This window comes from Ornithinimicrobium sediminis (genome assembly GCF_021272345.1).
In the GTDB taxonomy this organism is placed as follows: domain Bacteria; phylum Actinomycetota; class Actinomycetes; order Actinomycetales; family Dermatophilaceae; genus Ornithinicoccus; species Ornithinicoccus sediminis_B.
Genome location: NZ_JAJSDQ010000011.1, coordinates 32,096 through 52,470, shown reverse-complemented (window position 1 = coordinate 52,470; position 20,375 = coordinate 32,096). Strand labels below are relative to the sequence as shown.

Sequence of the window (20,375 nt, the reverse complement as noted above, 5' to 3'; positions counted from 1 at the left end):
CGCCATGGCCGAGCCGCGCACGGACGGCGTGGGCGCCCTGCTGCGGCCGCTGTTCGGGCTGCTGGCCAATGTCGTCGTCATCACCTCGCTGCTCGTCTTCATCGGCTGGAAGCGCGCCGAGACCCAGTCGTCCCGGCTGGGCCTGTCGGAGGCGATCTTCACCATGTCGACGCAGGACTACGTGCTGCGCAGCGTGGAGACCGTGCTGGTGCTGCTGCTCGGCGTGAGCGTGCTGGCGGCCATGTGGGTCGCCCTCGACCGCTGGCTCAGCCCGCGCGCCGCGGCCCTGCGCAACGACGACCCGGACGACGACGGGGTGACGACCCGCTGGGTGCTGCGGCTGCTGGCCGTGGCCTGGCTGGTGCTGCCGGGGCTGGTGGTGCTGCTGGGGCTGGTCGACCGGTTCCAGGCTCTGGCGTTCGTGCTGCTGCCGGCGGCCATCGGGGTCGGCGTCCTGCTCCTGCTGTATGCCGCGCACCTGGGCGGGGTCGACATGGGCACCGACGACCACGCGGGCCGCAGGGTGCAGGTGCTCCAGACGAGCGGGGTCGTCGTGGCCCTGGTCTGCGTCTTCTGGACGGGCAGCAACTACGCCGAGGTCGACGGGCACCAGCTCGCTGCCGACATCGACCGCGCTCCGCAGCGGATCCTGCCCGGGGTGGTGCTCAGCACCGACGCACCGCTGCACCTGGAAGGCCCCGGCGTGCTGACCGAGGAGATCGCCGACGAGACGGCGACGGGGGAGGACGCCGCGCGTTACCGCTACTCCGGGCTGCGGCTGCTGGAGTACGCCCGGGGCACGTACTTCCTCGTCAGCGACGGCTGGTCGACGGCGCTCGGGGTGGTCTTCGTCGTGCCGGAGGACCACCCCGGCCTGAGCGTGCAGTTCCTGCGCGTCGAAGGGACAGCGCCCTGACCATCTCGCCTCGACAGGCGGGCGGAGCGCATGTTTGTGTGCAGGGCGAGGGCCGCGCCGCGGCCGGCGTGGCCGTGGTGCGGGGAGAGGACCGACGACGCGGAAGGACGCAGGGATGGCACGGCACGAGGTCTCCGAGGCCTACGGGGTCTCCAAGGACCAGGGGGTCTCCGGGGACACGCAGGCACAGGCCCCAAGGGACAGCCAGGAGAAGCCCGAGGACGCCGGGACGGATGCCTCGATCAGCCTGCGGGAGCGGTCCCCGGAGCCGCCGACCGGCCTGGGTCGGCTGCGCTGGTGGGGCCCCGGGCTGCTGTGGGCGATGTCGGCGGTGGGCTCGGGCTCGGTGCTCTTCACGCCGCGGGTCGGCTCGGAGTACGGCTACTCGCTGCTGTGGCTCCTGTGGGGTGTCGCCCTGCTCATGTGGGTCATGATCCGCGAGGCCGGGCGCTTCGCCGTGGTGACCGGGCGCACGCTGCTCGACGGCTACTCGACCCTGCCGGGGCCACGCAACTGGGCGCTCTGGCTGGTCTTCGTCCCCCAGCTGCTGGCGGCGGTGGCCGGTGTCGGAGGGCTCAGTGCCCTCGTCGGCAGTGCGCTGGCCAGTGAGCTGCCCGGGGGTCTGCTGCTGTGGTCGCTGGTGGTGCTGGGCGCGGGGGTGGCCACGGTCGCGAGCGGTGGCTACGGCACGGTCTCCCGGGTGGCGTTGGTGCTCGCACTGGTGCTGGTCTCGATCACGGTGGCGGCCGCGGCCGGGGTGTTCGAGGCCGACGGCGACGCGGTGGCGGGCATGGTGCCTGGTGTGCCCGACGGGGTGGACGTGCAGTTCATCCTGCCGTGGATCGGCACCATCCTGGCCGGCTCGATGGGCATCGTGTGGTTCTCCTACTGGACGGCGGCGCGGGGCTTCGGCGGTGGGACGGCTGAGGAGGCCAGTGACGACGAGGGCCCCGCTGACCGGTCCGTGGAGGCCCGCACCGAGCGGGTGGCGGCGTGGCTGCGCACCATGTCGACCACGGCCGCGATCGGCGTCGTGACCGGCACGGTCATCATCACCTCGTTCCTGGTGCTGGGCGCCGAGCTGCTCGGGCCCGAGGGCATCGTGCCCTCGGGCACGGACGTCGCCGACCAGCTGACCCTGCTGCTGTCGGACGTCTGGGGTGAGGTGGGCCACTGGATCATGGTCGCCGCGATCGTGGTCGCCCTCGGGGGCAGCGTGCTGGCGAACCAGGACGGGTGGTCGCGCTCGTTCGCCGACATCGTCCTGCTGCTGCCCCTGCGGCCGCACGAGCGGGGCGGGGAGAGCCCGGTCGAGCGGCACCGCTGGCTGGCACGCCTGGTGTCCTGGCGACCGGACTCGATGCGGCCCCGACAGGCCCTGACCATCATGTTCGCGCTGACCGTGACCGGGCTGGTGCCGGCCCTGGTGATCGTGTTCGTCCGTGACCCTGTGGTGATCATGTCGGTCTCGGGCATCATCGCGACGATCCACACCCCGTTCATCGTCTTCGCGACCCTGGCCGTCAACCGACGGGTGCCCGAGGGCCTGCGCCCGGGCTGGGCGACGGTGGGAGCCATGGTGCTCGCCGGGGTGTTCTACTCCGTGTTCGCGGTCCTCTACTTCGCCGACCTCGGCGGGCTGCTGGGGTAGCCGGGACGCAGCCGGTCGAGCAGGGTGTCCAGGCTGCGAAGGTCGGCGGGGGAGAAGCCGTCGAACACCTCGCGCAGCTGCTGCGTATGCAGGGTGCTCGCCTCGCGCAGCCGCTCCTGCCCGGTGGGGGTCAGGACGGCATACGTGACCCGCCGGTCCGTGGGGCATGGCACGCGTGCGACATACCCGGCGGTGCCCATGCGGTCGAGCAGCCGGGTCACGCCACCGCTGGTGAGGGTGAGCTGGCCCGCCAGCGTGCTCATCGGCACCTGGCCGTCGGGGGAGCGGGAGATGCGCAGCATGACCTCCAGCCAGGTGTGCGGGATGCCGCACTCGCGCTCCAGCTCGCGGCCGAGGTCCCGCTGCAGGGTGGCGCCCGCCTCGAGCAGGCGACCGAAGGTGGTGATCAGGTCGAGGTCGATGCCGTCGCGCACATGGGCATAGTAGTTGACACGTCAGACAATGACGAGGAAGATAGATGACATGTCAACCAGTCCTGCAGGAACCTCGATGTCCGTCGACCCCGTCCGCCTCAACCACGCCGTGCTGTTCGTCGCCGACCTGGACCGCGCCCTGGCCTTCTACACGGGTGTGATGGGCTTCGAGGTGGCCGCGGAGGAGCCGCGCGCCCACGCCGCGTTCCTGCGCCTGCCGCGCTCGGGCAACCACCACGACCTGGGCCTCTTCGGCGTCGGCGCCCAGGCCACGCCGAAGATGCGCGGCGGCATCGGCCTCTATCACCTCGCCTGGCAGGTCGACACGGTCGACGAGCTCGCCGCCGCCCGGCAGGTGCTCGCCGCGGCCGGAGCGCTGGGCGGGGAGTCCAGCCACGGCGCCACGCTGAGCCTCTACGGCGCAGACCCGGACGGCAACGAGCTCGAGGTGATGTGGATGCTGCCGCGCGCCGAGTGGGGGCGCTACGAGAACGAGGCGCCCATCGACCGTCTGGACCTGGCCGCCGAGGTCGCAAAGTGGTCCGGAGTCTCCACCTCCGGGGAGCTCTTCACCGCTGGTCCCCAGGCCGACCACTGACGACTGAACGGCACGGCCCGCGAGTGGCCACCTCTCGCGGGCCGTGTCCGACGTCGGTCAGTCGAGAGAGATACGCACCGGGTCGGAGAACCAGCCGCTCTCGACGTCGATGGCGACCGGCTCGGCGTCCGCGGGGATGTCGTAGAGCAGGGCACCCTCCACGGTGTTGCCGGGGTTGATCTCGGTCAGCCAGAGGTTCTCCTCGTCCATCAGGAAGGAGTTGCTCGACGTCGAGTGCTGGCGGTCCTGCTCGTCGATGAGCTCCTGGTCGCTGTCGAAGAAGTACTCGGCGGAGGTGCCGGTGTTGCTGACTGTCAGGCGCACGATGACGAACTGGCCCTGAGGGCTCTCGGCCATGAAGCTGTCCCCCACGCTGGTGACTCCGGTCTCCAGGCCGGTGATGGTGATCTCGAAGTCGCCGACCTCCACCGTGTCGCCGACTCCCGGTGCTGCGGCCTCCGCAGCCGCCTCTTCCTCCGCCGCTGCCTCCTCCGCCGCTGCTTCCTCGGCGGCTGCCTCCGCCGCCGCTGCTTCTTCGGCGGCGGCCTCTTCGGCAGCTGCTTCCTCTGCCGCAGCTTCTTCTTCGGCGGCGGCCTCTTCGGCAGCTGCTTCCTCTGCCGCAGCCTCCTCGTCTGCCACGGCCTCCTCCTCGGCCGGGGCCGGGTCGGCGACGGCGGACTGGACGGTGGCGACCTCAGGGGCGTCGTCGTCCCCGCCCAAGGCCGAGAAGGCGAAGGAGAGCAGGAAGAGGCCACCGGTGACGAGCCAGGCGGTCTTCTTGTGCTGCTGGTATCCCTCGAGCGGGCGTCGGTCCTTGTCCCGCTGTGCGCCGGAGAGCACCAGGAAGAGGTCGACCAGGGCCCAGACGCCCAGGCCTCCGAGGGTGACCAGCTTGAGGGCGCCGGTGCCGATCTTGCCCAGGTAGAAGCGGTCCGCCCCGAAGATGCCGAGGAACATCGCGAGCAGCCAGGTGACGAGGAACGAGCGGCCCGGCGCCGGCTCCGAGTAGGGCGGGGGGTACTGCGGGGCCTGCTGGGGGTGCGCCGGAGGCGGCGGGTAGTTGGTCACGATGCTCCGTTTCGACAGCGATGAGGCGGCGCCCCAGGAAGAGGCCCGTTCTGCAGTGGCACTTGCGGCGTGCCAGAGTCGCGAGACGGGCTGGTGATACATCGATCCGGCACGGGTTTTCTCCGTGGTCGTGGGCTCTGTCCTCAGGTGAGCTGCGCGTCGTCAGGAGTCGCTCTCTGTTGCGTTCTGACGTGAGCAGGATCACACTGCGAGGACCACTGCTGCTCGGTCGAAGGAGACTGCAATGCACCTGCGCCACTGGGTGACCGCCCTGTCCGTCATCGCGGTCACGTTCGCCGGCGCCGGGTCAGCGGTCGCCGCCAAGCCCGACAAGGGCGGAGGGGGTGGCGGCAAGTCCTCGACCGAGAAGGTGGTGGCGCTCGGTGACTCCTACGCCTCCGGCAACGGCACCGGCAGCGCTGACCTCAACTGGAGCTGCTACCGCAGCTCGCGGGCCTACCCGGCGCTGCTGGACGACGCGCGGCCGAACACGTCGGTCGACTTCAAGGCGTGCTCGGGGGCGACGACCTCCACGGTGCGCTCGAGCCAGCTGAGCAGCCTGTCCCGGTCGACCGCCTACGTCACCCTGTCCGTCGGGGGCAACGACATCGGGTTCACCGACCTCATCCTCAACTGCATCGGCAGCTACGACCAGGCGCAGTGCCTGTCGACCGTGGACACCGTCTCCGGCCGGATCGCCGACGAGCTCCCGGCCAGGCTGGACGCCACCTACGCCGACATCACGAACCGCGCGCCGAAGGCCGACCTCATCGTGGTCGGCTACCCGAGGCCGTTCGGCGACAACGTCTCGTGCAGCCAGGCCAACGGCATCGACGCCACGGAGGCGGCGGCGCTCAACGGGGTGACCGAGCAGCTGGACGCGGCCATCGCCGCACGCGTCGCCGCGGCCGGAGCGACCTACGTCTCGGTCATCGACGGGTTCACCGGTCACGACGTGTGCGCCTCCACTCCCTACCTGGTGGGTCGCTACGCGTGGGACTACCGGGACATCTACCACCCCACCCGCGCCGGGCACGCCGAGGGCTTCCTGCCGCTGGTGATGGCGGAGATGAACTGACCGACGCCCATCAGCGGCAGCCTGTCTGGTGCCGCACCTCGGTGTCAGCGCACCAGTGACGCCGGGCAGTCGACCGCCACGGCCAGCGCTGCACAGAGGTCCTGCAGCCGAGCTTGGCTCAGCCGCCCGAGCCGGTCGACGAGCAGGGAGACAGGCACGCTCTCCACGGCATCAAGGGTGGCTACACAGGGGCGGGGCACGGGGTCGGTGGCCGGGACCAGCTCTACCTCGCTGGGGAGCCCCCGGAACGTTGTCGTGCAGGGTGCGATCAGCACCCTGCTGCGACGCGCGATCGCGGCGTCACGGGAGAGCACGACGACGGGGCGTCGGCCGAGGTCCGGTGGCTCGCACCACCAGACCTCGCCATGGAGGGGAGGGCTCACCGTGCGCCGGCCGCCTCGCCGAAGCGAGCAAGGTCGCCCCACTCGTCGGGTTCGTCGAAGGGGTGCTCCTCGTAGGCACGTGCATATGCAGCGTCGATCTCCATGCGCTCGTGCTGGGCCAGCAGAGCGGTCAGTGCCCGCTCGACCATCGATGCGTCCGACGTGCCGGGCTGCAGCTGCCGCGCACGGGACAGGAGCTCCCCGTCGACTGTGGTGCTCAAGCGTTGCTTCGCCATGCCTCAACGATGGCATAGATGTGCCACCTGCGTGGCATTCTCGACACAAGACCGGGTGCGCTCCGCCTGTGGGTTGCCAACCCCGGATGCGCCCTCGTCCTCCTCGTTGACCGCCGCAGGCGACGGGTCTAGCGTCGAAAGGCGAGACACGGCCGCCACGCCATCTGACGAAGCCACCCTGTCCGCCGGCACTGTGCGGGCAGGGACCACAGCAGGGTGGCGCCGTCGCGGAGAGCGAGGGACCACAGTGGACAACCCGTATGTCGCGGCGTTGGAGGTCGCCCACCGCCAGGCCCTGCACTGGGTCGGCTCACTCGACACGCGAGCCGTACCGCCGCAGGCCACGACCGCCGAGATCGCCGAGGCGCTCGGCGCCGAGCTGCCGGAGCAGCCCAGCCCCCCGGAGGACGTCGTCACCCTGCTCGCCGAGGCCGGCGAGCAGGGCTTGACCGCGATGCCGGCGGGGCGGTTCTTCGGCTTCGTCATCGGGGGCACGCACCCTGCCGCCATGGCGGCCGACTGGCTGGTGAGCGCGTGGGACCAGAACAGCGCGCTGCGTGACGTCACCCCGGCGCACACCGCTGTGGAGGACATCACCGCCACGTGGCTGCTGGACCTGCTCGGCCTCCCGCCGGAGTCGGCCGTCGGCTTCGTCACGGGCGGCACGATGGCCAACTTCACGGGGCTGGCGACGGGCCGGGACGCGGTGCTGCGCAGCGTCGGCTGGGACGTGGTCCAGCACGGGCTGGCCGGGGGGCCACGGGTGCGGGTGCTGGTCGGCGCGGAGCGGCACGACACCGTCGACCTGGCGCTGCGCTACCTCGGGCTGGGGGCGCCGGAGCCCGTCGCCGTCGACGACCAGGGCAGGCTGACGCCAGGGGCACTCGCCGCGGCGCTCGAGACGGGTGGGGGAGCTCCGACGCTGGTGGTCCTGCAGGCGGGCAACGTGCACTCCGGGGCCTTCGACCCTTTCGAGGAGGCCGTCGACATCGCGCATCGGCACGGCGCGTGGGTGCACGTGGACGGCGCGTTCGGGCTCTGGGCCGCTGCCGCGGCGGCCCGACGGCATCTCATGGTCGGCTGCGAGAGTGCCGACTCGTGGGCCACCGACGCCCACAAGACGCTCAACGTGCCCTACGACAGCGGCCTGGCCATCGTGCGCGACCCGGCGGCGCTGCAGGCGTCGATGGGGGCCGAGGGGGCCTATCTGCTGCGAGACGCGACCTGCCAGCCGTTGGACAAGGTGCCCGAGCTCTCCCGCAGGGGACGGGCGCTCCCGGTGTGGGCCGTGCTGCGAAGCCTCGGCCGCAGCGGGGTCGCCGACCTGGTGGAGCGGCTGTGCGACCACGCCTCGACCTTCGCTCGTGAGCTCGGCCGAATGCCGGGGGTCGAGGTGCTCAACGACGTCGTCTTCACCCAGGTCTGTGCCTCCTTCGGCTCGGACGAGCGCACCCAGGAGGTGGTGCAGCGGCTCCTGGCCGACGGCACGACCTGGATGACCGGTTCGACCTGGCATGGGCGGAGGGTGCTGCGCATCTCGGTCAGCAACTGGTCGACGACGGAGGACGACGTGGCCCGCTCCCTGGACGCCGTGCGTCGGGTGGTCGCCGACCTGGAGCGACCGGCCCGGTCCCACCCGCGTTGACGCTCGGGGTGGTGGTGTGGTTCACTAGTTAAGTAATGAACCAGTACGGAGTGTGGAAGGTGGGGCAGTGGAGCGCACAGCGCTGACGACGGCCGAGCCCTTCGACGACCGGACCCCGATCTACCAGCAGATCGCGGACCGCGTCCGGCACGCCATCCTCTCCGGTGACCTGCAGGAGGAGGCCCAGGTCATGTCGACGACGCAGTACGCCACGACATACCGCATCAACCCCGCGACGGCCGCCAAGGCGATGAGCACGCTGGTCGACGAGGGGCTGCTGCACAAGCGTCGCGGGCTCGGCATGTTCGTCTGCCCGGGTGCCCGCGACCTGCTGCGCACCCGCCGCCGGGCGACCTTCTGGGACGACTCGATGCGTCCCGTGCTCGAGGAGGCCCGCGCGCTCGGCATCACCACCGACCAGCTCGTCGACTACCTCAAGGAGCAGCCGTGAGCGACCCCCTCGGCGTCGAGGTCGACGCCGTCACCCACCGCTTCAGGTCCACCGAGGCCCTCAGCGACGTCAGTGTCCGCTTCCGACCCGGCACGATCACCGGACTCGTCGGCCGCAACGGCGCCGGCAAGACCACGCTGCTCTCGCTCATCGCGGCGCTGCGACCGGTGCAGACCGGCACGGTCCGGGTCGGCGGTCGGGACGTCTGGGAGGAGCCCTCGCTCACCTCGCGGGTCTGCCTGGTCCGCGACAAGGGCGGGGTGCTGGAGGACGTGCGGATCCGGCACACCCTGCGCATCCACCGCGCCTTGCGTCCGCACTGGGACGAGGACTACGCGCTGGCCCTGCTCGACCGCTTCGAGGTGCCCCTGCGCAAGAACCCGGAGCAGCTCTCCCGGGGGCAGCGCTCCGTCCTGGGCGCCACCCTGGCGCTGGCCTCCCGGGCGGAGGTCACCCTCCTGGACGAGGTCTACCTCGGCATGGACGCGGTGGCGCGGCGCATGTTCTACGACGAGCTGATGGCCGACTACGTGGCCCACCCGCGCACGATCATCCTGTCCTCCCACCTGCTCGAGGAGGTCGAGGACCTCATGGAGGACGTCGTCGTGCTCGACCGGGGGCGGGTCGCCGCCGCCGGGGACGCCGACACGGTGCGCCAGCAGCACTCCACCGGCGACACCCTGGCCTCGCTCACCGACGTGCTGGTGCGCGTCAGCACCGAAAGGGCCCCGCGATGACCGACCTCCGCACCGACGCACCCGTCGCGAGCCGCCGGTCCGGGTATGCCGCACAGTGGCCCACCGTCACCCGGCTGCTCGTGGCCGAGGGCCTGCGGACCCTGCTCATCACGACCGCCGCGATGCTGGCCATCGGGGTGGTCGGCAGCCTGGTCGCCCGATGGCGCGGCTGGCAGCTGCTGACCACCAGCGACCTGGACGCCATGTCGTTCGAGGTCGTGGCCGACAGCGACGGCGTGACCATCGTGGCCTCCCTGCTGTTCGTGCCCGGAGGGGTGGGCGTCGCCGCCCTGGTCATGGCGTTCGTGCTGGCCGCCCGGACCCGGGCGCTCATCGCCGCCGGGGCCACCCGCGCCTCGGTCGCGGTCGGCAACCTCGTGACGGCCCTCGTGATGACGGCCTACGTGCTGGTGGTGGCCGGCATCGTGCTGGCCGTGGTCGCAGGAGGGGTCGGCCGGGCGGCCGAGCTGCTCGGTGCCGAGGGCCCCGCCGACCTGGCCGTGCTGGCCGTGCGTGGCCTGGGCGCCGTGCTCATGGCCCTGGTCGGGGCCATCACCATCACGACGGTCTTCCTGCGCTGGCCCTGGTGGGTGGGTGCGCTCGTCCTGCCGGCTCTCGCGATCCTGCTGCCGTGGCTGGCGGGGTGGGCGTTGCCGGGCCTCGCCGACGCAGTCGGTCAGGCGGTCGGCCGGCCCGGCTTCGACCTGGCGACGGCCGTCGTGACGGCGGCGGTCTACTGGGTCATCGTGCGTCGGGTGCCGGTGCCGTAGGGACTGCCCGTGCGGCGGTGAAGAGCTGTCCCGCCGCAGGCAGGCCCTCCGTGACCGACCCGGCCGGCTCACCGCTGACCCGGGTGCGGTCGACCTCCGTCCTGCCCCGCCCCCGGGGGCAGCTGCCCCCAGATGCGGGGCAGATGCAGAGGGGCCGGAAGGCGGGGGGAGATGCGCCGGGAACGGGAGGTAGGGAGGCCCAAGGGTAGGAAGGGCAGGGGCAGGTGCGCAGAGGCCGGGCAGCCCCAGAATGTGGCGGAAGGTCAGTGCGGGTCGCCCTGCAGCTCGGTGTAGAAGCTGAGCTGGTTGCCGTCCGGGTCCACGAAGTCGACGTAGTCCACCGCATCCGGCACATGCTCCAGCGGCCCCACCTCGACCCCCAGGCGGACCAGGCGCTCGCGCTCGGCGGCGACGTCGTCCACGCCGAACCGGGTGACGACCTGGGCGCCGGAGCGTGTGGTCGGCTCCTCCCCGAGCTGCAGCCAGATCGTGCCGAGCTGGAACTCCAGCACCCCGTCCGCCGGCTCGAGCTCCGGCTCGGGTAGTGCGAAGACCCGCTGGTACCACTCCTTCGCCTCGGCCAGGTCGCTGACCGGGAGGCCCACCGTCACGCTGCGCACGTCCATGCAGCCATCTTCGGGTCGGGTGAGCTGTGGTGTCGAGACTCGACCGGTGGCGACCTCGGGCCGGCGCCGGGTGTGCACACTGCCTGCACACTTCTGCCGATGTGCCCAGCGCGGGCCGTCCCTAGCGTCGGTGGAGTCCGCACGACGACACGGAAGGAGCGCGGCCATGACCATCGACACCCTCCCGCTCGTGGCCGGGACGGTCTCCACGGTCGTCTTCGCCGGCAGCATGCTGCCGATGGTGCTCAAGGCCGCGCGCAGCCACGACCTGGCCTCCTACAGCCTGAGCAACATCGTGCTGTCCAACGTCGGCAACGCCGTGCACTCCGTCTACGTCTTCCATCTGCCGCCCGGTCCGATCTGGGCGTTGCACTCGTTCTACGTGGTGACCGCGCTGTGCATGCTGTACTGGCACCTGCGCTACGTGCCTCGACCTCAACGGTCCGGTCCAGCGGACAAGACCGCCGAGACCGAGGGTGGAGCCGGCCATCAGGGGGCCGTTGCCGTGGTGCCGTCGTGGGGGCGCAGTGGCCCTACGCGCTCTAGGGTGTCCCTGCCCCCGGCACCCGCGGAAGGAAGTCTCGAGTGGAGCAGGACGACCCGGCAGCCGACCCTGCCGCGACCGGTGGTGACCACGCGCCCGTCCCGCCAGCAGCAGGACCCCCGGCCAGGGCGGCGCGCCGCCCTGGCCTGAGCCGTCAGTCCTTCCGACCCAGCCGGCTGCGCGCCGACGCGCAGGCCGGTCTGGTCAACGCGGTGGTCTCGGTGCCCGACGGGCTGGCCGCGGGGGCGCTGGCGGGGGTCAACCCCGTCTACGGGCTCTACACCTCCGCCACCTCGGCGATCGCGGGCGGGCTGACGTCCAGCTCGCACCTGATGATGATCGCGACCACCTCGGCGGCCTCGCTGGCAGCGGGGCAGGCGGTGGCGGCATACCCCGCGGAGGAGCGCGGCCCCGCGGTGTTCCTCATCAGCCTGCTGACCGGCCTGTTCCTGGCGCTCTTCGCGGTGCTGCGGGTGGGGCGGCTGGTGCGCTACGTCTCGCACTCGGTGATGACCGGGTTCCTCTTCGGCGTCTCGGCCGTGCTGGTGCTCGACCAGACGGCGCCGCTGGTCGGCTACCGGCCCGAGGGCCCCAACGAGCTGCTGCAGTTCGTCGACCTCGTGCGGCACGTCGCGGACTGGGACCCGGTGACCACGACCGTCGGCGTGGTGGCGCTGGCGATCATGGTCGCGTTGAGCTTCACCCGCTTCGAGAGCATGTCCACGCTCGTCGCCCTGGTGGTGCCCTCGGTGGCCGTGGTGGTGCTGGGCCTGCCGTCGGTGGAGCGCGTCGGCGACGTGGCGGCGATCCCCACCGGGCTGCCTGCGCCCAGCCTGCCGGACCTGTCGCTGCTGTCGGTCGACCTGGTGCTGGCGGCGCTGGCACTGGCCGGCATCGTCGCCATCCAGGGGGCCGGTGTCTCCCAGCAGGTGGAGAACCCCGACGACTCCCGCATCTCCACCTCGACCGACATCTTCGCCCAGGGGGCGGGGAACATCGCCGCCGGGCTGTTCTCCGGCATCCCCGCAGGCGGCTCCGTCGGGCAGACGGCCCTCAACGTCTCCGCCGGGGCACGGACCCGGTGGGCCAGCATCCTCAGCGGGGTCTGGATGCTGCTGTTCATCGTGCTGCTGCCCGCCGTGGTCGTGCAGGTGCCGATGACCGTGCTGGGAGCCCTCATGGTGATGGCGGGCCTGGCGGCGATCTCCTCGCGGGAGGCCCGTTCGATCTGGTCGGCCGGTCTGCAGGCCCGGCTGACGATCGCGGTGACCTTCTTCGCCACCCTCGTGCTCTCGATCCCGATGGCGGTCGCGGCTGGGTTCGTGCTGTCGGTGCTGGTGTATGTCGCACGCTCGGGCAGCGACGCGCGGCTGGTCGAGCTGCGCACGACCGAGGACGGCGGGCTCGTCGAGGACCCCGAGGTGCCGCAGCAGGTGCGTGACGCAGACGTGACCGTGCTGGGGGTCAACGGGTCGATGTTCTTCGCCGGCGCCCGTGCCCTGCAGGAGCGGCTGCCGGCGGCGCGAGGGTCCAGCGAGGCCGTCGTGGTGCTGCGGCTGCGCGGGCACGAGGAGATCGGCGCCACCTTCATCGACGTGCTCGACGACTACGCCGACGAGCTGGAGGCCGGCGGCGGACGGCTCTACCTCACCGGGCTGACCGAGCCGATGTCGAGGCAGCTGCGGCTCTCGGCCAAGCTGGAGCTCGACGAGGCCGTGCACCTGCGGCCCGCCCAGCCCCGTCTCGGAGCCTCCACCGTCAGGGCGCAGGAGGAGGCCCGGGCCTGGCTCGCCGGCCGCCGGGAGGAGCCGGCCGAGACCCTCGGGCACGAGCTGCGACGCCCCTACGCCCTGGTGCTGCCCGAGGGTGCGCTGCGGGTCCGGGAGCACCCGCGGCGCTCGGCCGAGCCGGAGCAGGACGCCGCGGACTGACCAGGATGCCGTGGAAAGGCTCGCGCCGGGGCACCGGACCCGAGGCGCTGCCCGGCCGGCTAGGACCTGTCATGATCGGTCGCAGGTGGTGGAGGGATGACTGAGCACCAGGCACTGACGGCGGCCCGGGAGGCGTGCGGGCGGCACGACTGGGCCACGGCACGCGAGCGGTTCCACGCCGCCGGCGAGCTGGCCACCGACGACCTGGAGTCGCTGGCGAGCGCCTGCTGGTGGCTGGGCGAGGTCGTGGAGTATGCCGTGGTCAGCGCCGAGCTGCACCGGCGCCTCCTGGTCGAGGGCCGGCCCGTGCGAGCGGCGCTGGTGGCCTTCGAGCTGGGCTACACCGAGCTCGTGCGTGGCCAGGAGGAGGGTGGTCTGGGGTGGATGGCCCGCGCGCGCCGGCTCTTCGACGAGCTGCCGGACGCCCCGGAACGAGGGTTCCTGCTGGCGGTCGACGGTGAGGCGGCGATGCGTGGGGGTGACCTGGAGGCCGCCCGTCGGCTGGCGACGGAGGCGCTCACCCTGGGTGAGGAGCACGACCTGCCGACGCTGGTGGCGCTGGGCCGGTTCCTCTGCGGGGTCGTGGACGTCCACCGCGGAGAGGTCGAGCAGGGCCTGCGCAGCGTGGACGAGGCGATGCTGCCGGTGCGGGAAGGCGTGGTCGCCCCCGAGTGGGTCGGCCTGATCTACTGCAGCACGATCTCGCTGTGCCACGACCTGCTCGACCTGCCGCGGGCGCAGCGCTGGACCGCGCTGACCGAGCGGTGGTGCGAGGGGCATGCGCCCGCCGTCATGTTCACCGGCATCTGCCGGGTGCACCGGGCTCAGCTGCGGCTGGTGCACGGCGAGTGGACCCGCGCCGAGGAGGAGGCGAAGCAGGCCGCGGAGGACCTGCAGCACCTGGACGTCGAGATCGCGGCCGAGGCCCACTACAGCCTCGGGGAGCTGCGCCGCCTGCAGGGGGACATCGGGGGCGCGGAGGCGGCCTACCGTCGTGCCCACGAGCTGGGTCGTGACCCGCTGCCGGGCATGGCCTTGCTGTGCCTGCAGCGGGGACGCCACACCGTGGCTGCCTCCATCCTCGACGCGGCGCTGGTGTCACAGGTCGCGCCGCTGGCCCGGGCCCCGCTGCTCGCCGCCCGGGTCGAGGTGGCGCTGGCCGGAGACGACCCCCGCCACGCCACGACATACCTCGACGAGCTCACCCGCATCGCGCAGACCCACGCCAGCCCGGGGTGGCAGGCCGAGGCACGGCGGTGGCACGGTGCGGTGCTGCTGGCCCGCGGCCGGCACGCCGAGGCGGTGCGCGAGCTGCGCCAGGCGTGCGTGTTGTGGCAGCGGATGGACGCGCCCTACCAGGTGTGCCGCATCGGGCTGGACCTGGCGGTGGCCTACGAGGCGCTCGGCGACCGGGACACCGCCCGCCGGGAGCGCGAGAAGGCCGCGGCCGTGCTGGAGCAGCTGGGCGTCCCCGACGCGGGCACGGCTGAGGGCGACCTCGGCGGCCTGACCCCCCGGGAGCTCGAGGTGGTGGCCGCGGTCGCCGACGGCCGCAGCAACCGGCAGGCGGCCCGGGCCCTGCGCATCAGCGAGCGCACGGTGGCCCGGCACCTGGCCAACGTCTACCTCAAGACGCAGGTGACGTCGCGGACGGCGGCGGTGGCCTGGGCGCGGGAGCGCGGCCTGCTCTGAGGTGACGGGCAGCGCCGGTGCCCTGCACACCGTCTGCATGATTCGGCCGATGTGCCGGCAGCCGGGGTGGCGTGAGGCTGGTGAGGTCCGCACGACGAGACGGAAGGAGCGGACCCATGACGACCGACACGACATACGCAGACCAGACCGCGACCCTCGACCAGGGGCACACGGCCGGCCCGGACCCGGGGCAGGTGCAGCGGTTCGCCGGCGAGCTCCTCGGGGCGCTGAGCGCGGGGTCGACGGCGCTGATGACCAGCGTCGGTCACCGGACCGGGCTGTTCGACGCGATGGCGGGCCTGCCTCCGTCGACCAGTGCACAGGTCGCGGCGACGGCCGGGCTGCACGAGCGCTACGTGCGGGAGTGGCTGGGCGCGATGACGACGGCGCGCGTCGTGGTGCACGACCCGACGGACGACACCTACCGCCTGCCCGAGGAGCACGCTGCGGTGCTGACCCGGGCCTCCGGTCCGGACAACCTCGCTGCAGTGATGCAGTTCCTGCCGCTGATGGCCGAGGTGGAAGAGGAGGTGGTGGGGTGCTTCGCCGAGGGCGGGGGAGTGCCCTACGACCGGTTCGGCCGGTTCCACGAGGTGATGGCCGAGCTGAGCGCAGACACCAACGACGCCGCGCTCCTCGAGCGGATCGTGCCCCTGGTGCCCGAGCTGCCCGACCGGCTGGCCCAGGGCATCCGGGTCGCCGACATCGGCTGCGGCCAGGGCCACGCGGTGAACCTCCTGGCGCGTGCCTACCCGGACAGCGACTTCGTCGGCTACGACTTCTCCGAGGACGCGTTGGCGGTGGCTCGCGCGGAGGCCCAGGAGTGGGGACTGGCGAACGCCCGCTTCGAGCTGCGTGACGTGACGAGCCTGGCAGGCAGCGGCACCTTCGGGCTGGTCACGGCGTTCGACGCCGTCCACGACCAGGCGCACCCCGCGACGGTGCTGGAGCAGGTCGCGGAGCACCTGGACCCCGACGGGGTCTTCCTGATGGTCGACATGCACGCCTCCAGCGACGTCGACAAGAACATGGACCTGCCGTGGGCGCCGTACCTCTACGCCGTGTCCACGATGCACTGCATGACCGTGTCGCTGTCGCTCGACGGTGACGGCCTCGGCACCGCCTGGGGCACGGAGCTCGCTCGACAGATGCTCGCGGACGCCGGCTTCGGCGATGTGCGGGTGGAGCGGCTGGAGGAGGACTTCATCAACAGCTACTACATCGCGCGCCGGTGAACACCAGCCCAGAAGCCGCGCGCCCCGGTGCTCGCACGAGCGCCGGGGTGTCGCGCTGCCGCCTGCGGTATGACGCGGTGCCGGTGGGGCGCTCCGGGCGGCTCATCGCACACAGACCTATGTCAAACAGCTACCAGTTGGGTCGGAGAGCCATGCAGTCCGCCCTCCGAGAAGACCGGTTCTCTTGAGTTCGCGTATCACGACCGTCCTCTGATGCTCTTGGACCCCGTGAGGGCCAACCGTGTGCCAAAATCCGAGATGATGGATGACATGGGTAAGGGGGACGGGGCAGACCAACCCTCGATCTCGTGGGAGTCCGAGCGTCCACAGTCGCTCTTCGACGACGACCATGACACGCGAGAGCCTGAAGTCTCGCGCAGGAGTCCACGCTTCAGTGCCCGGCTGATCGCTCTCGTGATCAGCCTCATCATTGTTGGGAGCCTCCTCGGGTGGGCGTGGTTGCTTCATGAGGCCCAGGGCGGAGGGCTCCGCGGCGCTGATCGGGTCACTGTAAAAGAGCAGGCCGTTGAGTCGGACCCTTCAGGGCTGAGTCAACCGACGCCGACCACCCCGGAGCAATCAGTGCTCGACTCCGAAACCTCGGCATCAGAGGCCAAGCCATCCACTCCCGACGCCGAGGCGGCAGCGCCTTCCACGAATCTGGTGGCCCCCCAGGCGCTGGCCGACATCGATCCACTGTGGGACCCCCTTGACGCGGTCGAACGGCTTCCGTCCGCGGCTGCGCTTCCCCGTGCGCCTCCCTACGACCGCGAAGCCTTCGGCCAGGAGTGGCTCGACACGGATCGGAACGGGTGCGACACGCGCAACGACATGCTGCGACGCGACCTCTCGGATCTCGTCGTTCGGGAGGGCACTCAGGGGTGTGTCGCGGCGGTGGGCACCTTCGTTGATCCTTACTCCGGTGGGGCGTTCGAGTTCGAGCGCGGGGCTGGCAACGCCGGGCAGCTGCACGTGGACCACATCGTGGCGCTCGCCGATGCCTGGAATAAAGGCGCTTCGGCATGGCCCCGCGAGCGGCGTGAGCGATTCGCCAATGACCCCGAGAATCTTGTCGTCACCTTCGGTGAGGTCAACATGACCAAGGGAAGCCTCGACGTCACCGGCTGGCTGCCGCCCGCGGACACTGCACATTGCGGCTTCGCTCTCCAGGTGGTGTGGGTCAAGGACACCTACGGTGTGGCGGTGACGGGTTCCGAGAGAAGGGCACTCACGGACCTGATCCTGGGCTGTGACGCGTCGGACAAGAGCCTGCTCGGTGACTGACGTTCCGGTTGACCGAGTGTCGGTGGGGTGGCCTACTGTGTGCCGCGGAAGGGGAATCCATGACTAAGTCCGACGTTGTAACGCGCCGTGCGCCGCTCTGGCCGTCCGTCCTCGCGGCGTTCTGTGCGCTGGCTGCTGTTGTCCTAGCAGGACTGGCGACCGACACGACGGATCCAGACTCATTTGGGTTGGCAATCGTCGGCTACACCCTCGGAGGCGTGCTGACCCCCCTTGCGGTTAGCGCGCATCGCTACCTTCGCGACGAGACCAGACGCAGCACGCGGTACTTCGATCCACGCTACGCCTATGACCGCTTGGCGGTCGCGGCTATGGTCTTGGGTCTGTTGGCGGCGGTCTGGCACGCGTTCGTCGTCGCGACTGAGCTGGCGCGATGAGAGTCCTGAGTCGGCTCGCTGCCGCGTTTGCCCTGGTGGCGGCCTTAGTGTTCGTGGTCCCCTCGGGCCATGCCCAAAGTGAGCTGTCCGAGATCGGCGAGCGAGCCTTTGCCGATGTCGCCGCGTGCGTCTCGTCGTCCGAGACGCTGCTGGTCTCCGTGGTGGTGGACCAATCGGGCAGCCTGCGGACAACGGACCCGGAGAATGAGCGCGTCGTTGCGGTTGAAACTGCTGTTGACGCGCTGACCTCCCTCCGCGAGTCGGCTGGTGACCAGCTCGACGTACAGGTGGATCTCGCTGTGTTCGATGGCAGCCACCTGCCACTCGTGCAGTGGGGGTCTTTGAGCGACGACCAGCCGGACCGGCTACGCGCAGCGGCACAGCAGGAGTTGCCCACGCGCAACGCCGGAGCCTACACCGACTACCGCGTTGCTCTGGGTGGGGCTCAGACGTCACTCGAAGGACGAGCCGCGCAGGTGGACGACGAAGCCTGCAAGGTGATCCTGTGGTTCACAGACGGTCGACTTGACGTCGGTGATGCGACGGAGACCGCTCAGGCAGACCTCTGCGACCCTCAGGGCATCGCGGACAGCGTGCGCGGTGACCAGATCGCCGTCGTGGCACTCGCACTTTTCGCTGACGAGGGAAGCACCGCTGTGAGCGCGGAGGATGCCGACCTGCTGAGGGCAGTCGCGGAGGGTCGCGCGGATCAGACCCAGTGCGGGACAACGCCCATCCCGGAGAACTTTGCCTCTGGTGCCTATCTGCGCGCCACCGATGCCGGCGCTCTCCAACGGGTCTTTGCGGGCGCCGGCACCCTGCTGGAGGGTGGACAGCAGGCAGGCAGCACGACCTGTCCTGGCTCGGAATGCGTCGAGGGAGAGTTCGCAGTGCCTGTCGACGCAGGCCTGAGTGGTTTCCGCTTGGTCCTCGATGGGGTCGACCCTGAGATACCGCCTACCATCATTGCTCCCAACGGGACGTCGCAGCCCCTCGGTAGCCAATCCGAAGGGTTCCGCGATGCCTCACTCAGCGTGACGGTGCGCGAGGGCCTGACGGTCGCGACAGTGACCTTCGACTCAGGCGGCTCCGAAGGGGGAGGGTGGGTGCTGGATACCCGCGCCACCCTCGACAGCATCACGGTTGTCGATCTTTACTACTTCTGGGGCGCCACCCTTCAGATTGCGGCTCCTGACGGATTGGTCGTCGGAGAGAGCTCGGCAGTCGAGGTCAGCGTTCAATTTGCGGATGGTACCCCTGTTGATGCATCTCTCTACCAGTCTCTGTCTGTGATCCTGGAGGTCGACGGCACACCTGTAGCTCTGAGCGCAACTGACGACGGTAACTTGGTTGGGGAGCATGCGTTGCCGCTCGACGAGGTTCCTTCGACGCTCGACGTGGTGGCTCGGGCGGAGGCAGTAAGCAGCCCGACGGGCGTGGCGCTTGGACCCATCACCGCCGCTGCGCGTGTCCGCTCGGTGCTGCCGCCCTCGTATGCCACGGTTGAGACGGCCGAGCTCGTTCTTCCGACGATTGTCGGAGAGGGCACGTCCCGTGGTGTCCTGCAGCTCCGAGGCAGCGAACGCGGTGAAAGCCGCGCCTGCGTCGGTAACGTTGCCGTAGAGGCACCGGAGCTCGCTGGTGATGTGGGCGTGATCCTTGCCGAGGACTGCATCACTGTTCCGGCGGAGTCGGTAGTGGAGTGGCCCGTCGAAATCATCCCGGCCGCTCCCGCGGACGGACGCATCGACGGGACAGTCGACTTGGTGCTGTCGGAGGTCGATGGTGCAGGTGAGGTCACCGTGGGTGTGCCCTTCGAGGCCTCGATGGTCCGGCCGATCAACGAGACGACTCGATGGACCCTGGTGGTCATGTTCGTCGCGGTTGCGCTTGCTATCCCGCTCTTGATCACCCTCGTGGCGAACCTTGTCAATGGGACGTTCATGGTCGGACCGCGGACGGTGTGGGCGTCCTCGAGGGTCCGTCTCGGGCCTACTGGTGTCCAGCCGCAGTCAAGGCCGGACATCTTGACACTCGATGACTTCGAAGGGCTCCGACTGGGCAAGACTCAGCGACGAAGTCGGCTGGTGATCGGTCCCCTGACGCTCCGTCGCCGACTTCCCGTCTGGTTGTTGGGGGAGCCTCGGTTCGAGGCGCGTCACACCGTCGACGAGCGTGTTCTGCTCAGCAACGTGCCCCCCTATACCGCTCAGCAAGGACGCTCCGCGCCGGCACAGAAGGACCTGCGTGACGTCTTCTTCCTGCTGGCCAGCCCGCTTCAAGATGAGGATGGCTATGTGGAGGCTCAGCTGTATGTCGTCGACGAGGACGACCCAAACCTGACCGGAGTGATAGACCGGCGCCGTCAGATGCTGACAGAGTTCGCGGGCTGGCACGAGCTCCACACCACCCTGGTCGAGATGGAACCCGGCTCGGCGGGTGACGAAGCCGTAGTTCCGGCGGGCAACGTCTCTGCAACTGGGACTGAAGCTGAGCGCGGTTCCGAGAGGCCACCACAGTCGCTCTGGGACGACGATGCAAGTGAGGCCGACGAAGGGCGGCCGGCGTCGTCGGGCCATTGGGACCGGCCTACCTCTGGTCGCGGCGACTCTGCCGGACGCGATCAGAAGGAAGAGCCTCCGGACCGGCCACGATCGATCTTTGACGAGTAACTCATCGTCCCTATCCCTCACGCAGCGGT

General features: G+C 70.6%; 20 protein-coding genes. 15 read left to right on the top strand and 5 right to left on the bottom strand.

Annotated features, from left to right (window positions below):
- The first annotated feature begins 4 nt into the window (after positions 1-4).
- Positions 5-916: a hypothetical protein gene (locus LVO85_RS15945; protein ID WP_232748601.1), complete on the top strand. Its 912-nt coding sequence runs from the start codon at positions 5-7 to the stop codon at positions 914-916.
- A 115-nt stretch (positions 917-1,031) separates the two neighbouring features.
- Complete coding sequence (locus tag LVO85_RS15940) at positions 1,032-2,567, top strand: Nramp family divalent metal transporter (protein WP_232748600.1); 1,536 nt, start codon at positions 1,032-1,034, stop codon at positions 2,565-2,567.
- On the opposite strand, the gene LVO85_RS15935 is transcribed toward LVO85_RS15940, so the two are convergent.
- Positions 2,534-3,001, bottom strand: a complete 468-nt coding sequence (locus LVO85_RS15935; RefSeq protein ID WP_232748599.1) for a MarR family winged helix-turn-helix transcriptional regulator — start codon at positions 2,999-3,001, stop codon at positions 2,534-2,536. The genes LVO85_RS15940 and LVO85_RS15935 overlap by 34 nt on opposite strands.
- Before the next feature lie 76 nt (positions 3,002-3,077).
- On the opposite strand from LVO85_RS15935, the gene LVO85_RS15930 reads away from it, so the two are divergent.
- Positions 3,078-3,599: a VOC family protein gene (locus tag LVO85_RS15930; protein ID WP_232748598.1), complete on the top strand. Its 522-nt coding sequence runs from the start codon at positions 3,078-3,080 to the stop codon at positions 3,597-3,599.
- A 57-nt stretch (positions 3,600-3,656) separates the two neighbouring features.
- On the opposite strand, the gene LVO85_RS15925 is transcribed toward LVO85_RS15930, so the two are convergent.
- Positions 3,657-4,667 carry a TM2 domain-containing protein gene (locus tag LVO85_RS15925; protein ID WP_232748597.1) on the bottom strand — a complete coding sequence of 337 codons (1,011 nt, stop codon included), beginning with the start codon at positions 4,665-4,667 and terminating at the stop codon, positions 3,657-3,659.
- 244 nt (positions 4,668-4,911) lie between these two features.
- Here LVO85_RS15925 and LVO85_RS15920 point away from each other — a divergent pair, with 244 nt between their 5' ends.
- A complete protein-coding gene (locus tag LVO85_RS15920; RefSeq protein ID WP_232748596.1) occupies positions 4,912-5,745 on the top strand; it encodes an SGNH/GDSL hydrolase family protein in 834 nt (277 codons plus the stop codon).
- A gap of 44 nt (positions 5,746-5,789) precedes the next feature.
- Here the strand turns inward: LVO85_RS15920 and LVO85_RS15915 are convergent, their stop codons facing one another.
- Together LVO85_RS15915 and LVO85_RS15910 are read right to left on the bottom strand one after the other, a co-directional pair.
- Positions 5,790-6,128 (bottom strand): type II toxin-antitoxin system PemK/MazF family toxin, encoded by a 339-nt coding sequence (locus LVO85_RS15915; RefSeq protein WP_332875458.1) that lies wholly within the window; start codon positions 6,126-6,128, stop codon positions 5,790-5,792.
- A complete protein-coding gene (locus LVO85_RS15910; protein WP_232748595.1) occupies positions 6,125-6,349 on the bottom strand; it encodes an antitoxin MazE5 in 225 nt (74 codons plus the stop codon). The genes LVO85_RS15915 and LVO85_RS15910 overlap by 4 nt, the downstream gene beginning before the upstream one ends.
- 262 nt (positions 6,350-6,611) lie before the next feature.
- Here LVO85_RS15910 and LVO85_RS15905 point away from each other — a divergent pair, with 262 nt between their 5' ends.
- The 4 genes from LVO85_RS15905 to LVO85_RS15890 all read left to right on the top strand — a co-directional run bounded on the left by LVO85_RS15905 (position 6,612) and on the right by LVO85_RS15890 (position 9,967).
- Positions 6,612-8,009 (top strand): pyridoxal phosphate-dependent decarboxylase family protein, encoded by a 1,398-nt coding sequence (locus LVO85_RS15905; RefSeq protein WP_232748594.1) that lies wholly within the window; start codon positions 6,612-6,614, stop codon positions 8,007-8,009.
- 67 nt (positions 8,010-8,076) lie between these two features.
- A complete protein-coding gene (locus LVO85_RS15900) occupies positions 8,077-8,460 on the top strand; it encodes a GntR family transcriptional regulator (protein ID WP_332875457.1) in 384 nt (127 codons plus the stop codon).
- On the top strand, positions 8,457-9,197 hold the full coding sequence (locus tag LVO85_RS15895) for an ATP-binding cassette domain-containing protein (RefSeq protein ID WP_232748593.1): 741 nt from the start codon (positions 8,457-8,459) through the stop codon (positions 9,195-9,197). The genes LVO85_RS15900 and LVO85_RS15895 overlap by 4 nt, the downstream gene beginning before the upstream one ends.
- Entirely contained in the window at positions 9,194-9,967 is a 774-nt protein-coding gene (locus LVO85_RS15890) for a hypothetical protein (protein ID WP_232748592.1), read from the top strand. Before LVO85_RS15895 ends, LVO85_RS15890 begins: the two co-directional genes overlap by 4 nt.
- A gap of 263 nt (positions 9,968-10,230) precedes the next feature.
- Here the strand turns inward: LVO85_RS15890 and LVO85_RS15885 are convergent, their stop codons facing one another.
- The gene (locus LVO85_RS15885) at positions 10,231-10,593 is read right to left on the bottom strand and encodes a VOC family protein (protein ID WP_232748591.1); all 363 of its coding nucleotides are present in this window, start codon (positions 10,591-10,593) and stop codon (positions 10,231-10,233) included.
- Between the two features lie 166 nt (positions 10,594-10,759).
- On the opposite strand from LVO85_RS15885, the gene LVO85_RS17125 reads away from it, so the two are divergent.
- From LVO85_RS17125 to LVO85_RS15850, 7 genes are all read left to right on the top strand, one after another.
- Positions 10,760-11,287, top strand: coding sequence for a hypothetical protein (locus LVO85_RS17125; RefSeq protein WP_332875456.1), 528 nt, complete (start codon positions 10,760-10,762; stop codon positions 11,285-11,287).
- Positions 11,179-13,068: a SulP family inorganic anion transporter gene (locus LVO85_RS15875; RefSeq protein ID WP_232748590.1), complete on the top strand. Its 1,890-nt coding sequence runs from the start codon at positions 11,179-11,181 to the stop codon at positions 13,066-13,068. Before LVO85_RS17125 ends, LVO85_RS15875 begins: the two co-directional genes overlap by 109 nt.
- Positions 13,069-13,164: 96 nt before the next feature.
- Positions 13,165-14,760, top strand: a complete 1,596-nt coding sequence (locus tag LVO85_RS15870) for a LuxR C-terminal-related transcriptional regulator (RefSeq protein ID WP_232748589.1) — start codon at positions 13,165-13,167, stop codon at positions 14,758-14,760.
- A 116-nt stretch (positions 14,761-14,876) separates the two neighbouring features.
- Positions 14,877-15,995: a class I SAM-dependent methyltransferase gene (locus LVO85_RS15865; RefSeq protein WP_232748588.1), complete on the top strand. Its 1,119-nt coding sequence runs from the start codon at positions 14,877-14,879 to the stop codon at positions 15,993-15,995.
- Between the two features lie 213 nt (positions 15,996-16,208).
- The gene (locus LVO85_RS15860; protein ID WP_232748587.1) at positions 16,209-17,279 is read left to right on the top strand and encodes a GmrSD restriction endonuclease domain-containing protein; all 1,071 of its coding nucleotides are present in this window, start codon (positions 16,209-16,211) and stop codon (positions 17,277-17,279) included.
- A 59-nt stretch (positions 17,280-17,338) separates the two neighbouring features.
- Positions 17,339-17,674 (top strand): hypothetical protein, encoded by a 336-nt coding sequence (locus LVO85_RS15855; protein WP_232748586.1) that lies wholly within the window; start codon positions 17,339-17,341, stop codon positions 17,672-17,674.
- Positions 17,671-20,346: a VWA domain-containing protein gene (locus LVO85_RS15850; RefSeq protein WP_232748585.1), complete on the top strand. Its 2,676-nt coding sequence runs from the start codon at positions 17,671-17,673 to the stop codon at positions 20,344-20,346. Before LVO85_RS15855 ends, LVO85_RS15850 begins: the two co-directional genes overlap by 4 nt.
- Positions 20,347-20,375 lie beyond the last annotated feature (29 nt).

Coding starts and splice junctions, on each gene's coding strand:
- LVO85_RS15870 (WP_232748589.1), top strand. CDS start 13,165: ATGACTGAGCACCAGGCACTGACGGCGGCCCGGGAGGCGTGCGGGCGG.
- LVO85_RS15930 (WP_232748598.1), top strand. CDS start 3,078: ATGTCCGTCGACCCCGTCCGCCTCAACCACGCCGTGCTGTTCGTCGCC.
- LVO85_RS15890 (WP_232748592.1), top strand. CDS start 9,194: ATGACCGACCTCCGCACCGACGCACCCGTCGCGAGCCGCCGGTCCGGG.
- LVO85_RS15945 (WP_232748601.1), top strand. CDS start 5: ATGGCCGAGCCGCGCACGGACGGCGTGGGCGCCCTGCTGCGGCCGCTG.
- LVO85_RS15920 (WP_232748596.1), top strand. CDS start 4,912: ATGCACCTGCGCCACTGGGTGACCGCCCTGTCCGTCATCGCGGTCACG.
- LVO85_RS15885 (WP_232748591.1), bottom strand. CDS start 10,593: ATGGACGTGCGCAGCGTGACGGTGGGCCTCCCGGTCAGCGACCTGGCC.
- LVO85_RS15850 (WP_232748585.1), top strand. CDS start 17,671: ATGAGAGTCCTGAGTCGGCTCGCTGCCGCGTTTGCCCTGGTGGCGGCC.
- LVO85_RS15860 (WP_232748587.1), top strand. CDS start 16,209: ATGCTCTTGGACCCCGTGAGGGCCAACCGTGTGCCAAAATCCGAGATG.
- LVO85_RS15940 (WP_232748600.1), top strand. CDS start 1,032: ATGGCACGGCACGAGGTCTCCGAGGCCTACGGGGTCTCCAAGGACCAG.
- LVO85_RS15865 (WP_232748588.1), top strand. CDS start 14,877: ATGACGACCGACACGACATACGCAGACCAGACCGCGACCCTCGACCAG.
- LVO85_RS15855 (WP_232748586.1), top strand. CDS start 17,339: ATGACTAAGTCCGACGTTGTAACGCGCCGTGCGCCGCTCTGGCCGTCC.
- LVO85_RS17125 (WP_332875456.1), top strand. CDS start 10,760: ATGACCATCGACACCCTCCCGCTCGTGGCCGGGACGGTCTCCACGGTC.